Genomic DNA, 19,227 nt, shown 5'->3' on the forward strand with positions numbered 1-19,227 from the left:
AAAGCTCATGGGTTCTCCTTTTTAGAAGTATTTTATGAGTTTTTTGTCTTTTTGACAATTTGTAAACTTTATTTTATTAATTTTGATTTTGCCCTGATTAAAAGCTAGAGAATTCTGCGATAATATTGAGCAATTAAAAGATAAAGAATTAATTATTCATGCCAATGATTATATTAATGCTTTTAATGTAGAAAGACAAAGTGCATATAAGGCTTTAAAACAAGCTGTACTTGGTTTATATAGAGCTGAATGGGGATATAGATATATTAACAATAGGGGTAATTTAGCGGTACGTTACGAACGTTTCACCCAATCTGCCGAATATGTAGAAAATGAAGCCACCGTTAAATTTATGTTTGCCAACGCCATTATTCCGATGTTGGTGGAGCTTGAAAGAGCGTTTACAACTTATGAAATAGAACAAGTAGCAAAATTGCAAAGTCGTTATTCTATGCGATTGTATGAATGTTTAATACGTTTTAAAACCACAAAAATATTAAAAATTAGTTTAGAAGAATTACGTTTTAGATTGGGGTTATTAAGTCATGAATATATTCGTATGAGTGATTTTAAAAAAGATGTATTGAACTTAGCGGTTAAACAAATTAACCAACATACCGATATTGACGTAAAATACGAACAACAAAAACAAGGGCGGAAAATTGTTGGCTTTACTTTTAGTTTTAAGCAGAAAAAAGATAAACAAAAATCTACTAATGATAATGGTAAACAAAATTTCATGATTAAAATGACTGATAAACAGCGTCTAATGTTTGCCAAAAAACTGGCGAGTTTGCCAGAGTTAGGGAGCTATGCCCCTGTTGGGGCTAGTACTGATGAGTTTGTAAATAAAATCGCTGATGAACTGCTAGACCCCACCAAATCCGAGTTTTATTTGCCTTTTTTGGGTAGGGTGGAGTTTAATTTTGGGGCAATTTATTAATGCCAAAATATTGAAAACCCCACAACAATCCGCATTATGCACCCACACACCCAATCTACCCACATGATAGGTGTGAAAGTCATCTGCTTTTGTGTTGTAGACAACTATTTTATATTAGTAGACATCCACTCTATGCAACTATTTAAAATTTCTAGAAAGTCATCTTTTTTTAAATCAATAGAATTAGTAATTTCATTAATTAAATAAATAATCTTTATTTTATCATCATATGAAACAGCAAATATTGGTTCTGAATCATCAATCATCTCTCCTATCAAAATTAAAAACTTTAATTCTTGATTATCATTTGATTTAAAAGACAAACTATACAAAAAATTATATAACTGTTCATTGTTCATATGAAATATAGAAAATGAATCTAATAATCCTTTTTGTATGTTTTCTTTTAACAATATTAAATCTCCATGATAAACCCCAAGAGTAGATGATTTGAAAAAAATATTTTTTGGAAAAAGCTCATTTTTCAAGATATATGCAAATGCACCTTCATCAAAGTTGTCATAAGACCAATTTGTAATCTTATCAGCATAAATAGCAAAATAATCAGGATTACCAAAAATCATTTTTTACTTACTCCTAGTTTTTTCTGAACATCATTAGGTATTTTTGCATCATACTCATTTTTTTTAACCATCCCAGACCAATGATAAGCGTTTGTTGCAGGGGTATAACTAAATTGTTGAACTACTTCAAATTAGCATCGTACGTACCATCACGAGTTTCTTTTTTATTAATATTTTTGGCATTGTTAAAAAACTATACATAACTCAACCTACCATTCCACTTAGCAAAAAGTAGATTTAAAGAATTCTCCACCATCTTTTTGCATTTAGAATAACATTTGGTTCTACGCTTAAACCTTGCAAGATAGTGGCGTATTCTACTATTGTAGCTCTCTATGGCAAAGGTTTGTGTTTTGCTTTTTAAGTGTTTGCGTTTTGGGATAATCTCTTGATAAGACTTCCAGTAATCACTACAAAACAGCTTGATATTGCTTGCATTTAGTTTGTTGTATAGCTTTTTAAAGGTCTTAGTGTCTCGCTTACCACAGACAAAGCCTAAGACTTGTTTGGTGTTTCTGTCAATGGCAATCCAAGTCCAACAGTAGTTTTTTTGTGCTTGGTATAACTGTGAATCTCATCAAGCTCTACAATGTCAATCGCTTCATCATCTTGGTCTGAATGTAGATTGGTATTATAGGTGTTTTGATGTGCTGTGCCAAGCTGTTTTATCCATTGATAAACAGTACCATAGCTAATACCCAACACTCTACCAATGGCACGAAAGCCTAAGCCTTCAAGATACATATCAACAGCCATTCTTTTGACCTTATCATCTTTTTTGGTGCTTTTGCGTAAGACAGTAAAGTGATGAATACAGTCTTTGCACCGATACCGCTGTTTGCCACTTGCAAAGCCTGCTTTGACAATGTGGTTAGATTGGCATTTTGGGCAATGGTCTAGGGATAACATAGATTGTTAAGCCTTTGGTTGTTGTGGTAGAATGAGTATTATAGCTTAGGTATTTTTTATTAACAATGCCCAAATCTTTAATAGAATTAGCCATTTTCCACACCTCATCATTATTTAATTATCCTATTTCATGATAACTTAAACTTTCTCTAATGAAAACTTTCTCTATAGGGGTCATCTGAGAATTCGGACCATATTGTACGCTAAGGAATTTTGTCGAGTATTTAAAAATTATCTATGTTTCTCAGTTGCCTGAACCTCCCGTTCCCCAAACCAGTTTCGGTTTTCCAGATATAATCGCCCGTTAGATTAATATGCTCCCAACCCAAGGGTGACAAGTATTGAAGATGATTATCATCAAACGCATAGCCACTCATCCGCAACGCATTTACCGCTCGCTCGATATACACTGTATTCCACAGCACAATCGCCGCCGTAATCAAATTTAAACCACTGGCTCGATACTGTTGTTGCTCAAAGCTTTGGTCACGAATTTCACCCAATCGATTGAAGAATACCGCACGAGCCAACGCATTGCGGGCTTCGCCTTTATTCAATCCTGCTTGCACCCGTCGTCTCAATTCAGCATCTTGCAACCACGCCAGAGCAAACAAGGTGCGTTCGATTCGCCCAATCTCTCGCAATGCCTGAGCTAAACTATTCTGCCGTGGATAGCTACTCAGTTTTTTAATCAAGAGAGAAGCGGTTGCCGTCCCTTGTTTAATCGAAGTCGCTAACCGCAAGATATCTGCCCAATTATCAATAATACGCTGGCTATTAATCGTACCGCCTATCATGGATTTTAGCAGCGGATAGCTTTGCTCGGTATTTGGTACATACAGCTTAGATTCTTTAAAATTACGAATACGAGGGGCGAATTTAAACCCCAGTAAGTGCATCAAAGCAAACACATGGTCAGTAAATCCTGCGGTATCCGTGTAATGTTCTTCGACTTTTAAATCTGATTCATGATACAACAAACCATCCAATACATAGGTCGATTCTCGAATACCCACATTGATAAGCTTACTGTGAAACGGGCTATATTGGTCAGAAACGTGCGTATAAATCAGCCGACCAGGTTCTGAGCCATATTTAGGATTGATATTGCCTGAATTTTTTGCAAAGCTACCTGCCTTAAAGCGTTGCCCATCCGATGACGAACTTGTGCCGTCACCCCAGTTTTGGGCAAACTCATGGGCTAATTGGGCATTGGTCAGCACCGCCAATGCTGATGTATAAGTCTCATCCCGAATATACCACGAATGAAGCCATGACAGCTTGTTATGGGTCGTACCAGGACAAGATTCTGCCATTTTAGTTAAACCCAAATTAATACCATCGCTTAAAATGGTGGTCAGTAGCAAGGTCTTATCATCCGCCGTTTCATCGGTTTTTAAATGGGTAAACTCATTGCTAAAGCCTGTCCAATCATCGACTTCTAGCAGTAAGTCAGTGATTTTCACCCTCGGCAATAAGCGGGATACTTGGCTAATCAAGTCTTCGGCAGATTTAGGCATTACCGCTTCGAGTGGCGTGATTTTTAATTCAGATGTGGCAGTAATACTCACATCAGGTAAGCGATTGGCTTTGGCAAGTTGGTGGGTTAGCTTAAATTGTTGCTCAAGCAAAGCAAACCGTTCATTAAGATAGGTTTTGCAATCCGTATTGATGGCTATTGGCAATGCTTGGCTTTGTAAAAGCGTTTGGAAATTGTCTTTAGGTAGCAGATAGTCATCAAAGGCTTTAAACTGCCGAGAACCCTGTACCCAAATATCGCCTGAGCGTAACGCATTGTTGAGTTCCGATAAAACACACAGCTCATAATAACGAGCATCCATACCCGTATCGGTATAAATCAGCTTGTGCCAGCGTGGCTTGATAAATTTAGTCGGTATAGATTTGTCGTTATCGGGTAATTTACGAATGCCCTGACGATTCATGTCTCGCAACAGTTCCACCGCTTGCATCAGATTATTGGAGCTTAATGTGGCTTGAAAGGGCAATATTTCTAGCATGGTAGGGGCATATCGGCGGATAGTTTGGTAGCTATCATTGATTCTGGGCAGAAAGTCAAAACTAGCAGGCTGAATTAAGCCTTCTGCCTGTTTTGCACTGTCTTCAAGAGCTTGCCATGAGGGAATCACCTTTTCAATCGCAGAAAAAGCATCTAGGTCATGGTGTTTTGCATCAAGTAAGGCATTGATAACTGATTGATACAGCACCATTTTTTCATTGATGGCTTTGCCTGATTCGGCAAAGGCTTGACGGTGATTGTTCTTGGCTTTGTTAAAGATTTTATGAATCATGCGGTCATGTAATTCAATGATTTCATCAATCACCGTGGCTTTGCCTTCAGCTACAAGGGCAACTAACGTGGCATAGCGTCGGTTTGGCTCGAATTTAGCAAGGTCGCTTGGATTCATTTGCCCACCTTCACGGGCGATTTTCAGCAAGCGGTTTTGATGAATCCGCCGTTCTATGCCGTCGGGTAAATCAATGGCTAGGTAGTATTTTAAGCGGTCAATGTGGGTGAGAATTTGGGTGGAGCTGAGTTTTAGCGATGTTTGGCGTAACCAGCCAAGATGGGTGAATTTGGTATTTTCCTTGTGCTGGAGCAGTTTATCGAGCTTATCGAAATGACTTTGACTAAGCCCAAGGGTTAGGCGTTCATAAATGATTTTGTTGGCACGGGTGATGGCTTCGGCACACAGTTTGTCGATGACAAGCACCGTTGGTAGTAAGGTTTTATTTTCTCGAAGATGGCTCACTAACCATTCGGCTAACAAAACTCCTTTGTCTGTCTCAATGGCAGTGTTTGTCACATAGTCAACATATTGCTGATAGTCTTGCCTTGCAAAAGGCGTAAAGCCAAATAGCCGTTGCAATTCTAGTGCATGTTCTCGTTTAGTGACCTCCCTTAATCCGTAAGTTTCCCAGTCGCTAGGGTGGCAATTTAACTGAGTAGCGATAAATTTCAATAACTCCCTATCAGGGGTTTGCGTGTCAGGTAATACGATGCCAGGATACCGCATATAGCAAAGCTGTACGGCAAACCCCAGCCGATTGGCATTCCCCCGTTTTTGTTTAATGAGTGATAGGTCGGTTTCGCTTAAACTGTAGTGACGGATAAAATCGCTTTGGTTGTCAGGCAATGCCAGTAATGACTGCCTTTCTTGGGCAGTTAAGATAGAGCGACGAGCCATGAGATTCCTTATTGCTAAAGGTGGCTAGTTAATAATGGTGAGCTGAGAATAAGCGAAAATCGTTAAGGTGTGGTAATGCCGAGCAGTTGTCTGCCCAGTTGTTTGAGTTCGCCTTTGCCCGTGACATATTGATACAGCGTACTGACAGGCATATCATCAAGTTCTTTACAGATATCAGCAATGCTACGGGTTTGATCGCTCATTAGATGCTGTGCGTAACGCAGTTTCTCCGCCGTCATTACTCTCGGTCGTCCGCCTTTTCGTCCACGAGCCCGAGCAGCAGCCAGTCCTTCTTGTACCCGCTGACGAATGATGTTACGCTCCATCTCGGCAAACGCTGCCTGAATTTGTAAAAAGGCTCGACCTGTCGGGGTAGTGGTATCCATCGGTGAGTTGATGGCTTTAAATCCAATGTCTTTACTGGCTAATTCATCAATTAGAATAATCAAGTCTTTAGCTAGTCGTCCCAATCTGTCCAAGTCGAGTACGACCAACGTATCGCCCTTTCTCAAGTAGGCTAAACATTCGGCAAGTCCAGGTCTTTCCGAGTTGCTACCCGAAGCGGTATCGGTGAAAATCTTGTCACAACCAATCTCATTTAACGCATCAAGCTGACGGTCAAGCAATTGTTTGCCTTCGGCAGTCGATACTCGGGCATAGCCGATTAAACTCATATAAAATCCTATGGCAAACCTGTTTTTCAGTATTTTAACAGAATTTGATTATATTGATTTTATTAGATAGCAAAAAGCTGATAAGCAGGCAGAAATTTAAGCAAATAAAAAACCTATGGCAAACAGATGTTTTCCATAGATTGCTTGGATTATCACGCAGATTTATAACGAAAAAATACTCGACAAAATTCCTTAGCGTACAATATGGTCCGAATTCTCAGATGACCCCAACTTCTACTTCTTGATTATTTCTATCAAGCAGTATCATCCCTTGTTCTAGTAAGGAGGCTTTTAGCCAGCCTGTCTCTTTAATCCAAAAGGGGTGTTCTGCTGTGGTTTGTAGGGTTTCTATGTCTCCTTGATGGTTTTTGACTGTGACTTGGAAAATGGGTTGATCAGGCGTTGCTTTGGTGGCAATAACAGGACGATAGCTATATTCTAAGGTAATGTCATTTCTTGTCCAAATTAACTCACCACCTGTAAAGGTTTCAACGGCTTTTAAGCCATCTTTGGTTTCAATGAGTGTGCCTGCGGTAAAGCAAGAGATGCCAGTAGTACAGGTTGCTTTGGCGGTTGTCGATCCACTTGCCTTATCAGTATTGCGTGCTTCACCTAAATCTGTCTTAGAATTTTTTGTGCTTACCGTGTTTCGACCACCGCCACCCATTAGTTCAGCATGCCAAGCCTCTCCAACCATAGCCTGAATAGGTTGATTGTTGGCTCTGTGAACTTGTGCGATGGCTAAATCAACTTGGCTTAGAGCCATCATATTGCTATGATCTATCGCCCCATGTGAAACATTAATACCACCTGCTTTATCTATCCTATTATATAAATCAACTGGACTGCCTTGCTCTCTTGCTTGTTTAGCATCTTCACGATACGCCTCTGCTTTTTTGGTACTGAGTTAAATAGGACAACAGAGCCATAAAAAGCAATGTTGATGGTATTGATATCGAAAGATAAGACAGTGTTTCATCTATAATATCAAGTAAATTTGTATTGTAGAAACGAAAACTAGGGGCTTTAAAAATCAGAAAACCATAAATGATTATCAATAAAAATGAAATCACATTTTTTAACCATTTATTTCTTATTCCCCATTGAATAAAAGACACAAGAAGCAAGACTGGAGAGAATAGCAAACTGCTAACTAGACTTATTGCAAATGCCGTACACAACATAGTAGCTATATCGGCAAAATGATCTGTAGTTGTAACAAAAAAAAACAACCAAATCATCAGTGCTGAAAAATAGAAAGCTACAAAAACTAAAAATAATGTTTTAAAAAATAAAGCTTCAGTTCTCATGGCTTGCACCTCTGTTGTTCTTATTGTTTAAATATCCGTTATTTAGCTTTATACCCACATAGTTAACATCGATTATAAATACAATCAATAAAAAAATAACTGTCATCGGAATAGAATATATAAAATACTGTGTCTGTAATACATATAACAATGATCCATTGAAGTAAGTAGTATCTGGATAACCGAATAAAAAATAACCATAAATCTCAAATAATAAAAAATTAATGAGATAACTTATTTTATTATTTATTAATAATCTGACCAGTGCAAGCAAAATAAAAACTGGAAATGAAAATATCAGCATTATAATTAGAAAAGCTATCAATACTTTTAAATTCAAAATAAATTCCATACTAAAATTATCAAAAAATTTTGGATACATTAAGTAAAAAAATGGAATAATACAAATTGAGTAACAAATGGAAAACCCTGCTATAATCTCCAAAAGAATGTAAAAATAATTTTTTCTTCTCATGGTTTACATCCTTGTTGTTCAGTATAACCCAAAAGTTTACACCCATATTTTATACGTGAGTTTTTATCAAGTATATTTATTCCACCAGGTTGGGTTTGCTCTTCTTCAATAAATTTTCCTGTGTATTTACGATTTTCACTATCCGTCATCCAGCTTGAAAATCCTCTAAATTTATCTTTGTCAGATAAATACTTTTCATGAATCGGTTGTAACAATGTTTGCTCATCATGCAATTGTTTAATATCCCATTGCGTGGCATTTGGACGATTATTATACAAATACCTAAAATTATCAAATCCTCCTTTCATCAAGGTGTCGCCAGCTTCTTTTCGCCAATCATAAATATGTTTTGGATTGCCAGAAAAAACACTACCCACACCAAATGTTACATAGGAAAGATTACCATCAGCCCCCAAGCCTGTGAATTTTGCACGAGACACTTTATCAGCTCCACCAAACCATCTAGCACCCACACCCAAGTTTTTTTCATACTGATTACTTGCGGCAAAGAAATTTGCTCTATTATCAATGGTATTAAAATAATTAACAAATCTTGTATTGGCATTAGGAGTATTATATAAATAATTAAAAGTTTGTTTAGAAGTTCGTGAAACATCACTTTTCATTACCGACCAAGCTTCTTGCATTGCAATGTATTGAATTTGACTTGATATGGCTGTACGACACGCGTCACTGGTTGGATTATTTGAGCATAATCGTTCAACTTCTTTATCTAAACGCTGGCTAAGTTGTTCAGCTTCTTCAATAGTCAATTGCCCTTTTCTAACTTTTTCTAAGGATACATGCGTCAAATAATTCCCTTGCGTCTGCCCCACATTATTAACAGTACTTGCTGTACTATCGCCAATGCTTACTCCTAGTCCTGCAGAGAGAGCAAGTAGGGTGATGTCTCTTGTTTCTTTGTTAAAGCCTTGTTCTGTGAGATATTCGTCAATTTTTGGGATGGTGTAGGCGGTTGTGCCTGCAGACAGTCCACCTTGTATTGTTCCTGTCGCCAACAATCCAGTTGCTGTATGCAGTGCCACACGATAAACACCACCCTCACCCCATTTTTCGGCTTCTTCAGTATTTCCTGCATGAATAAGTTCAAGTTGTTTTTGTCCTGCATAATCTCCGACCATTTTCGGAGCTTCCTGCCCAAACGCTTGCGTAATCTGAGTTTGATTGTTAAGTTCAGCATTTAACTGACCTGCATTAAACGTATTTCTTAACGGCTCATTGAGTATGCCTACAGTCTTATTCGTCACCTGCGACTGCCCTGCCATCCCTGTCACCGCCCCATACGTGGTACTGGTATCACTATCCCCCACCTTACCATAACCAATACCGCTGATAGACGGCGAAGCTAACCCTGTTTTGTTGGCATTTAACCCTGCACTGATACCGCCACTTATCGATTGACCGTGATAATGAATGTGGTTTTGTATATCACCGACTTCTAACCCACCTTTAAACTGAGTCTGATTCGCTTCAGGGGTGGCAGTGGTAAAATATGCCCCATTAAAAGAGCTTTTACCATCAACCACCATATCAGAAGATTGGTACTGTAGCCCTGTCTGCTCAGTCACTTGGGCTAAGTCCATGGAGAGATTGGATTTACCGCCATTGATACTCACATTTTGTGGGATGCCTTGCATAGACACGTCGGCACTAAAGCCTACATTTTTTTGTTTACCGTCATATTTAGCGGTATCTTGACGACTGGTCGCAATAATCCCGCCACCGATGTGACCTGTGGCATAATCACCTTTCACCACCGCACCATCAAGCACCAAGTTACCACCGATGTTTTGATAGGTTGTACCACCGACATTGATATGAGAGTTGGCATTGGTGGTGGTTTCGCCATTGCCATAACCTTTTGCCATATTGGCATTGGCAGTAATACCTGCTCCATTTTGCGTGCTGGCATACACCCCAATGCCAAAGCCATTAGATTTATTACTGGTACGGTCATAGCCTGTACTGGATGCGGCTTGGTAAATCACATCACCTTCAACGTTATTATACAAGTCTCCCACTAAGTTGATGTCACTGCCTGTCACAGTAAAGTCACTGTCTTTACCTTTGCCTGCAATGTTTAACACTAAGTTATTGGCATCAATGCTTGATGCCTCATTTTTACCTGATAGGCTATCTTGCACGCTTTTGTTGGATTGACTGCCAAGTGTGGCTTGAATGCGAGTATTGCCTACCCCAGCTAATCCTTCTTTGCTTAACTCACTTTTTTGTAAGCTATCAACAGCACCTTGTACGCCTTTATCTAAGGTACGCAGCTTACTAAAGCCTGCAATACCCGCCATGACTTTCATTTTCTCACTGTTGGTGGTTTCACCCGCTTTCAGTAGACTATTAATGCTTTGAGCCTGATCGATTAAGCTATTAGACACACTCACGGTTAATCCGCTGGTTTTTTGGCTTTGGATATTGTGTGTTTGCGTTGTGGCAGTAGTATTACTCACGTTTGCCGATTTGGCATTAATCACCACCGTGCCATAATTGAGATCATGCACATTGTTCGTGGTTTGGTTTTTGGCATAGACTTTACTGCCAGTTTGCTGATAATGCTCACCTGCCGTGATAATGGTGTTACCATTTTTAGTTCCGACAATGCTACCAGTATGTGACACACTGTCCGTGCTGTTTTGATTTTGGGTTCTTTGTGTGCCAATGGTGAAGCTGGCACCCCCATTGCCAAATAGCCCAGATTTTTTCTCGCCATGACTGCTACTTTGATGTTCAGTGTTAGTCGCTGCATCAATGGTGACGTTTTTTCCACCCTTGATATAGGTGCCTTGCTGACTGATTGCATCGGTTGCCGTTAAATGCACGTTGTTTTTGGCATCAATGATGACACGGTTACCATTAATACTGCCTTTGATGGCTAAATCATTGTTATAACTGTAGTTGTCTTGGTTGGTTTTCTTACTTAACCAGTTTCTTTGGGTGGAGCGACTAGCAGTTTCTACGTTATTGGTTTCTCGACCTTCTTTAAAGCTGATATCCCCATTGTCCGCTTTAAGATAGGTTGTCCCATCTTCACTGTGAATGGTCGCTGCCGTACCAGTAATGTTGCCGTTTTTTGAGCGGATGATGGTGTCACCTTGGTTACCACCACACTGCCAACATCTTCAGTATGCCCAGCTTTGATATAGTTGTTGTTATCATGAATGGCGTTGGTTTGATAACCAGTGTTGACGGCATTAAAGGCGATATTGCCACTGCTAATCAGTTGGGTGCTACCACCATGGTTAATCAGCTGACTGGCATTGAAGCTCGTGTTACCTGCCACATCAATGGCTAACGTGGTCAGTGGGTTGCCTTCATTATCCACTTGACCTTTTAAGCCATCTCCCACGTAGATGCTGGCAATTTGGTCAAGCCCAGTACGCCAAGTATTACTTTTGTTTTTTGAGCTTTCTGTGTGATATGTCGTTGAGGTGTTGTTTAAATTACCGCCCACACTCATTGACATAGCACTGTTAGCTTTGATGGTACCACCAATGTTGTTGGTGTCTTTTTTACTATTGATTTGGATAAAGTTACCTTGAATGACACCGCCAGCATTGTTATTGACATTGTTGGCACTCACACGCAAGGCATGATGTCCCACAATGTTACCTGAATTGCTTAAATCCCCTGTGAGTTGTAGGTCAGTGTTGTAACCCGCTACTAAACTGCCATCCCCTTTGATGTCACCAACATTGGAGCGTACATAGACTTTAGGGACGAGGGCTTTTTGGGTTTGTCCATTAGGTAATGTCATGTCTTGTTCAACCAGCCAGACAATATCGGTGGTGAGCTGTGCCACCTGAGAAGCGGTCAGGGCAATACCTGGGCGTAGGTTTAACGCATTGGCACTGGTAATCCCATTGTCCATCAAGGCTTGGTACATGGCATCGTCACTGCGGTAGTCACCTAAGAAGCGTTTACCAGTGAGCACCATGATTTGATCACGAATCATGTGTTGTTCATAGTAGCCATCTCCCAGGCGTTTGTGCATATTGTCCTGATTGAGCCCCAAGCGTTTCATCATGTAGTCGGATGATAACCAGTTTTTATAACCGGCAAACGCAGGGTCAGTGACGATTAGATAGCCGTTGGGGTTGTTGGGGTCGATTTTGTAGAGAGCACTGTTGGGTAAGCTGACAGCGTACCTTGGGTGCGAATTTCTTGAGCTTTTTGGGTATTGATGCTTTGGTTTAGTTGGTTGATAAGGTCACTTAAGGTGGCGATATCAACTTTTTGTCCTCCTTGTTGGGCAACCACTAAGTCAGCTAGCTGTTTTTGTTGCTCAGCGGTTAGGTTGACTGGGTTGGTTTTAGTGAAGTCCTGTAAGGCTTTGATGGCGTCTTGGACCCTAGCAAGGCTTGCACGGTCAACTTGTGTGCCGTTATTGGCTGTTTTGACGACTGTTAGGAGCGTTTGTAAATTGCCAATCGCTTGGTTGACAGCTGCCACTTGTTTGGTATCAATTTGAGCTTGATTGGCTTGATTTTGATTGGCAACTGTGACCGCGGTGACATACACGCCACTAACTGGATTATTAATGTTGAGAATTTTTAAATCATAAGGAGTACCTGTTGTTTTAGGATTCAGCGGTTGAGCCATATCTAATGGGGTTGAATTAGTATTTGTACCCCATTTTCCTTTGTAACACCAATTCCCTATACTCCTCCGACAGGTTTCATAAGGGCTATAATGGGTACCATTAAAATTCTCGTAACTGTATTTGGGAGTGATAGTTGTGGCTTCAGCATCCACATTGCCTGCTTGACCATTTACTTTAATGGTACCGCCAGCAATAATTTGGCTTTTATTGGTGTTAAATTTACCCAAGTCAAATACCATGTTACTACCCGAAACAATTCGACTCGGGTCACTAGTCACGGTGTCTTGCCCACTTAATAGCTCTGTATATTTGTAGCCATAATAATTATCATATAGCTCACCCGTTTTTAGAATTTTTAATCTATGGCGTCCGTCATTGTTATCTTCAGACGTAATTTCAACTACTTTTTCATTATAAATTGGATTACTACCATCACCTGAAATGCTATACTCAACTATCGGATTATTTTCAAGGACCTTTAACGCTGTTTTAAAATCCGCATTGATATTATTGAGTGTTTCAGTGGCAATCTGCATCGCACCCAATGACTCAATGGTTGCCCCACGGTTGGTCACGGTGGTGGCTTTGCCAGTGGCATGATTCTCGCTGTCTAAATCACCCCCAATGTGCAACTCACCATTACTTAAAATCTGAGCTTGACCATTAAAATCACTGTTAAATTTACCACGACGTGCCGTATTTGGGTTATTGTTTAAGGTTTTTACCCCAATGTCCAAGCGTTCACGAGCGGCAATTACTGGGGCAGAATTAAGCGTATTGCCTGGGGTGTTATTAAGCGTATCGGCTTTAATCGCTAAATGCGTGCCATAGATACGACCCTCACTTAAATTATTCACCGCATTGCCAGCAGTAATCAAGGTGTCATTACCATTAATTAACCCATGATTGTTGATATCACCAGTGGCGTTTAATAACGTGGAGGCATTACTGACTAATTCACCGGTTTGGGTGTTGTTAATGTCTTTGGCATTGACCGTCAGTTGTTTGTCAGCAGATAACGTACCGTCATTATTTACATTGCCTTGAGTGGTGATGGTTAATTCATTGGCGAGTAATTTATCACCTTTGGCATTGGTATAGTCAACCATTTGGTTAAGTGTCAGGCGATTGCCGCTGATTTCGCCGTTGCTGATAGAACTAGCACTCAAGCTCGTCTCATTAGCTCGAATCACACCGCCAGCATTGGTAATGTTGCCCGTACTGCCTTGAGTGGTAATGGTTTTGGCTTCAATATGTCCGTTAGTGTTAGTTAGGCTTTGTCCCATCGCAACCTGGATGCCTTGATTGGCTAATAGTTGCCCTTGGATGTTATTCAAGGTTTGGGCATGAATCACTAAGTCATTACCTGCCACAATACCTTGATTGAGACTAACTTTGGTTAAATCTTGTTTGGTGTTTTGGTTATCAATACTATTGACGTTTAAAGTCATATTCTTAGTGGCACTGATAAGGCTACCGACTCCCGTGTTGGCTAAACCATTGGCGGTAATCGTGGTACTATCGCCCCACAGTTTACCGCTTTGGTTGTTGAGTGTGGCACTGGTGCCTGTGATGATTAACTGCTGATTACTGCCTATCACTCCTTGTTGATTGTTAATCTCATTGCCTGTGCTGGTGAGCGATAAGGCATCAGTAGCATTGATTAGACCTGATTGGTTGGAGATATCGCTTGCTTGCAATACGGCTTTGCCGTTGGCTAAAATCCCCCGACCTTCGCCTTGGGTGTTTTGGTTATCTAGCAAACCAGTCGTGGTTAAGGTTAGTTGACCATCTTTATCCGCTTGTTGGATACTGCCACCTTGGTTATTTAGGCTTTGAGCAGCTATAGTCACATTATTACCAATGACTTGACCAGCATGGTTGTCCATGACGCCTTGCGTGCTTGAGTTGATATTGGTTTGCGTGCTGATCACACCTTGGTTAGTTAAGGTTTGTTGGGTTAAGTTGATATCTTTGCCCGCTTGAATATTACCGCTCGCTTGGTTAGTCAGTTTTTGGCTGCTTGCGGTAATGGCATCTTGGCTGCTGATGGTAGCATTATTGTTTAAGGTGTCACCGCCGATGTTTAATGCTTGATTGCTATAAATTAAACCAGCATTGGTATTATTGAGGGTGTCTGCGTGGATATCAGCGGTGGTATTGGCTAATAGCTGAGCTTTCGTATCATTATTTAAGGTTCGTGCATTGACGTACAATGCTTGAGCACTTTGGAGTACAGCTTTTTCACCGCTGTTGGCTAGAATGCCAGCGTTTACGGTTAAATCACCTGTGCTGGCAATGACCTGACCTTGGTTATTATTTAAACTGCCTGCGGTGACGGAAAGTTGATCGGCTTGTATACCCCCAATATCATTGTTAAGCGTACCAGACACCGTGGCAGTTAGTTTGCCATTGGATAGCAGTTTGCCCGTTTGGCTATTATCAAGATTTTGGGCAATTAGCGTCGCTGTGCCAGTCCCGGCATGAATGACTTCGCCACCTTGGTTCTGGATATCGCCCGTTGCCATTAAGCTAAGATTGGTGGCATTGCCGCCTAAGTGACCTTGCTGATTGTCAATGGTACCCGTGGTTAATACAAAGTCTTGAGTGCCTGTTTGCTCAAGGGTGCCTCGTTGGTTGGACAGTGATTGCACTTTAAGTTGGTAACTATCGGCTTGCGTTATAGCGGCATTGTGGTTAAGGGCGTTGGCGGTGAAACTGGCTTGTTGGCTAACTTTGTTTTGTGATTGACTTAAATCGATATTACCCAAGGTGTTTAATGACAGATTAACCACTTGATTACGACTGCCGTGGTAGTCGAGTGCTGAACCCGTGACTGTCATACCCCCACTGGCAACATTGTTACCTTGGTTATGCTGTACACCAGTACTGGTGATGGTCAAGTGTTGTGGGGTGGTTGATAAGCTATTATCAGGGCTTAATCCTGCCACCAATCGACTACTTTGGGCTTGATTAAGTTCACCGGTTTGAATTGCTAAACGACCTTGGGCAATCGTTGCTGTGTTGCTCAAATTAGTTTGGTTGTTGATATGCGTATTGGCTAAACTTGAAATGCTGCCACGATTGTTCAAGATTTGACTGTTAAGGTTTAAGTCCCCACGACTGGTTAGCTGAGCTGAGTTGGTGACCGCTTGAGCCGTTAGGACCAAGCTGCCATTATCACTGTAAATAACCCCGTTACCGGTATTGTTTAAATCACCCTTGAGGTTAAGTTGATTGGCTTTTACGGTTCCTGTGGTATTGCTAGCAACCACTTGACCGTCGGTATTGATTAGGGTATGTGCACTAACGGTTAAGCCATCCCCTTGAATTTGTCCTTGGCTATTATCAATATCGCCAGCAATCTGCCAGGTTTGATCGGCTAGGCTTAAGATATTGCCCTTGTCGCTGTTATTTACATTATTTGCGGTTAAACTTAACTGACCATTACCTGCATGTTCAATACGACCCGCTTTATTTTTTAACGTTGGGGTATTGATTATGAAGTTTTGGCTATTGGTGGCAATCTGACCTTGTTGGTTGCTAATACCGCCAGCGAAATTAAAGGTTAAGTCAGCAGTACCACTTTGTCTAATTGAGCCGCGTTGGTTATTTAGCTGGTTGCCTGTTAGTTGCAGGGTTTGACCACTTAGTGTACCGTCTTGGTTATTTAGCGTGCCTTTAGCAACCAGCGTCAACTGATGGATGGCGGTAAGGCTTGCCCCTTTCGTTGATAAATCCCCTTGGCTTGCCATCTCAATATCCGCTGCTTGGGTTTTGCTGCCATTTAAGTCAGTTGGATTGCCTTGTAAGCTAGCTTTGCCGGTCGCAATATGGGTACCACTACTGGTGAGTATACCCACTGCATTCATGGTTAGGTTGGCTGGGGTGGTGCTTAAATTGCCTTGGGTGTCAATGCCTGCGGCTAATATGCCGGTGTTGTTGACGGTTTGGGCGTGAATATTGGTGTTGCCTTGAGCGGCGATTAAACCCGTAGCCGTGTTGGTCAGACTGCCCATGGTAAGCGTATTACCTGTGGTGCCATACAGTTGCCCACTGTTGGTAAGTGTCTGGCTGGTGGTGCTGAGTTTACCACCTGCTACCACACTGCCTTTGTCATTTTTGATATCGGTCGCATGTAAGCTCGCATCACCTTGAGCCATGATATGACCATTTTGGTTGGTCAGGTTGCCTTGGCTATCAAGGTTTAAATTGCCCTCCGCTTGAATCGTGCCTTGGCTGTTGTAAACTTGGGTAGCCGTGATGGTGGCTTGTTTGCCTTGAATACTGCCTTGTTGATTGTTTAATTCACTTGTGCTAAGGCTAATATCGCCTAGGGTGGCTAAGACACCTTGTTGGTTGTTAATTTGCGGGGCGGTGAGGCTAATCCCTTGTTTGGCAACAATTTGCCCTTGTTGGTTGTTAAAACGGGTTAACTGCCAATCGAGTTTGTCAAGTTGGATACGACTGTTGATGTTGTCAATTGCTTGGGTGTTTAATCCATTAACCACAATACTACCTTGGCGTTGATTGGTAACGCTTGGGCTGGTCACTGTCATGGCACCATTGGCAGTGATGACGGCATTATTGCCTTGGTTGACTAAATTGTCCGCTTGGATATTGCCATCGGCGGTTATGGGTGCAAGCACCGGTTGATGGCTGTCCGTTGTCGGTGTGGTAGCGGTTGAGTTTGCCACTTGCTTGGTTGATCCAGTTTGTGCGGTTGATGGGGCAGTGGCTAGGGTTGGGGTAGTCGTCGCTGGGTGCTTGTCGTATAGGCTTTGACCAATGACGGCGTTGTCTTGGTTGGTTAAGTGTTGACTGGTCACATCAAGTTTACCACTGCCGGTTTGTTCAATACGGCCTTGGTTGGCCAGGCTTGGGGTTTTTATATTGACTTGTCCGGCACTGATGAGCCCTGTGTTAGTGATTTGGCTTTGAGTAGTGGCATCGGTTTGGCCATGACTGCTAATGACGCCGCTGTTTTTAAGGGTTGGGCTGTCCAGTTTGACACTATCGGTGCTGCTGCTAACGGTGCCTTGGTTGTCAATACTACCGGTGTGTTTTAGATTTACCCCTTGTTTGGCGTTCATGGAGCCGGTGTTAATGAGGTTACCTTGGTTGTCTAGCGTGAGTGTGCTACTACTGCTGATGTCACCAGCATTGGTCACCCCCATACCTTTGTCGGTACCAATCAGACGAATTCTGCCAGCATACATGCCGCCTAGGCTTGAGATGTCTAAAGCCACGCCCGTGCTTTGATTGACACCGTTGTGACTAATTTTAGTGGTGGCTGGATTGGTTTCATAGCTAACCGTGTTGTTACCCGTAATGACATCAAGCTGTTTGCTGTAAACTTTAGCGTTAAGGGCAGTGGCTTGGCTAATCAGCTGGGTATAGTCGCTTTGGCTATCATCTAAGCCTTTGCCTTCAACGGTCATCTTACCGCTACCTATTTGAAATCCGGTTAAAGTGTCGTTGTTAAAGGTGGGTTTACCGGTGGTGAGCGTGGTACGAGCAGCGTTGATAAAACCACAGCCTGAGCAGGTGATACCCGCGGGATTGGCAATCACCAGTTCGGCTTTACTACCCGTAATTTCGGTGTAGCCAGCTAACTGGCTTGGATTACTAGAATTGACTTGGTTTAAGATGAGTTTGGCTTCACCTTTGGCAAGCCATGGGTTACCCTCTACCCAACCCGCAGTTTGGGTTTGTACATTGGTACGGCTGTTGTTAATAATAGCCCCATGCCCACCGATATCAAATTGACTAAAGGTGTTTTTAGAAACCCCTTGGCTATTTGGGCTTTGAATGTTAATTTGGGCTAAGCCATTGGCAGTGTTTAACACCGTGGCTTGCTCATTTTTAGGAGCACCCTTATCTGCAATGATTTGGGTCTGTATCTCAGCATAGGCAACGTTTGCTACTCCTATGCTGACAAGGACAGCAGCAGTGAGACTAACCCATTTGCTATAGCAGTAGTACACGACCTCATTGCTTCCATCTAGTTGGCTGTCAGCTAAAACTACCTTGTTACTATTCGCACCTTGACTACCGGCTTTGCCTTGTGCCACAGTTTTTTCTGAGACAACAACTAATCGACCTAGGTGTTTGTTAAAGATAACACGATACAGACGGCTGTTCATATGGGGTTTCCTAATTTTTATCGGTATTTTAACCCCTATCCGTGTTTTTGTATAGTTTTTTTAATAAATTAATAGGGTCTGCTATCGTTAAATTTAAGTTTAGTCTTTGATAAACAGTTGATGGCTTTTTCAATTTATAGTTATTTAAAATAGTAACTGGACAAAAAATAATGATAGAACAATTGGTATGGGTGGAAATAAGTCAAAACAAAAATCAGGTAAACCTAGAAAATCAATGACAAACTCATAGGTTGTGTTGATATATTGTTCTATCTTTTTTAAAATATACATTATTAATAAAAAAACAAAATTTGACATTTTTGTTTTTTTATTAACTTAATGAACTA

At 41.3% G+C, this 19,227-nt stretch carries 11 protein-coding genes and 1 pseudogene; 1 reads left to right on the forward strand and 11 read right to left on the reverse strand.

What is annotated here, in order from left to right:
* Positions 1-112 precede the first annotated feature (112 nt).
* Positions 113-943: pseudogene (gene repM, locus ACGTJS_RS12595) on the forward strand (replication initiation protein RepM); the annotation flags it as partial.
* Between the two features lie 104 nt (positions 944-1,047).
* On the opposite strand, the gene ACGTJS_RS12600 reads toward repM, so the two are convergent.
* The 11 genes from ACGTJS_RS12600 to ACGTJS_RS12650 form a co-directional block, all read right to left on the reverse strand.
* The gene (locus tag ACGTJS_RS12600) at positions 1,048-1,527 is read right to left on the reverse strand and encodes an Imm42 family immunity protein (RefSeq protein WP_410472321.1); all 480 of its coding nucleotides are present in this window, start codon (positions 1,525-1,527) and stop codon (positions 1,048-1,050) included.
* Between the two features lie 121 nt (positions 1,528-1,648).
* On the reverse strand, positions 1,649-1,699 hold the full coding sequence (locus tag ACGTJS_RS12605) for a hypothetical protein (RefSeq protein WP_410473278.1): 51 nt from the start codon (positions 1,697-1,699) through the stop codon (positions 1,649-1,651).
* A gap of 21 nt (positions 1,700-1,720) precedes the next feature.
* Positions 1,721-2,436 (reverse strand): IS1 family transposase gene (locus ACGTJS_RS12610; RefSeq protein ID WP_410472322.1). Its coding sequence is split into 2 segments (ribosomal slippage): positions 1,721-2,073 and positions 2,073-2,436, totalling 717 coding nucleotides; the frame shifts between segments, so codons are not numbered across the junction.
* Positions 2,399-2,530 carry a hypothetical protein gene (locus ACGTJS_RS12615; RefSeq protein WP_410472323.1) on the reverse strand — a complete coding sequence of 44 codons (132 nt, stop codon included), beginning with the start codon at positions 2,528-2,530 and terminating at the stop codon, positions 2,399-2,401. Before ACGTJS_RS12615 ends, ACGTJS_RS12610 begins: the two co-directional genes overlap by 38 nt.
* A 130-nt stretch (positions 2,531-2,660) precedes the next feature.
* On the reverse strand, positions 2,661-5,642 hold the full coding sequence (locus ACGTJS_RS12620) for a Tn3 family transposase (protein WP_410472324.1): 2,982 nt from the start codon (positions 5,640-5,642) through the stop codon (positions 2,661-2,663).
* 62 nt (positions 5,643-5,704) lie between these two features.
* Entirely contained in the window at positions 5,705-6,316 is a 612-nt protein-coding gene (locus ACGTJS_RS12625) for a recombinase family protein (protein WP_410472325.1), read from the reverse strand.
* A gap of 217 nt (positions 6,317-6,533) precedes the next feature.
* On the reverse strand, positions 6,534-7,085 hold the full coding sequence (locus ACGTJS_RS12630; protein ID WP_410472326.1) for a polymorphic toxin-type HINT domain-containing protein: 552 nt from the start codon (positions 7,083-7,085) through the stop codon (positions 6,534-6,536).
* A 106-nt stretch (positions 7,086-7,191) separates the two neighbouring features.
* Positions 7,192-7,626 carry a hypothetical protein gene (locus tag ACGTJS_RS12635; protein WP_410472327.1) on the reverse strand — a complete coding sequence of 145 codons (435 nt, stop codon included), beginning with the start codon at positions 7,624-7,626 and terminating at the stop codon, positions 7,192-7,194.
* A gap of 471 nt (positions 7,627-8,097) precedes the next feature.
* Complete coding sequence (locus ACGTJS_RS12640) at positions 8,098-11,193, reverse strand: hemagglutinin repeat-containing protein (RefSeq protein WP_410473279.1); 3,096 nt, start codon at positions 11,191-11,193, stop codon at positions 8,098-8,100.
* Complete coding sequence (locus ACGTJS_RS12645; RefSeq protein ID WP_410472328.1) at positions 11,088-12,158, reverse strand: hypothetical protein; 1,071 nt, start codon at positions 12,156-12,158, stop codon at positions 11,088-11,090. Before ACGTJS_RS12645 ends, ACGTJS_RS12640 begins: the two co-directional genes overlap by 106 nt.
* Before the next feature lie 53 nt (positions 12,159-12,211).
* Entirely contained in the window at positions 12,212-18,880 is a 6,669-nt protein-coding gene (locus tag ACGTJS_RS12650) for a filamentous hemagglutinin N-terminal domain-containing protein (protein ID WP_410472329.1), read from the reverse strand.
* Positions 18,881-19,227 lie beyond the last annotated feature (347 nt).

Source organism: Faucicola mancuniensis, from assembly GCF_046523945.1.
Taxonomy (GTDB): domain Bacteria; phylum Pseudomonadota; class Gammaproteobacteria; order Pseudomonadales; family Moraxellaceae; genus Faucicola; species Faucicola mancuniensis.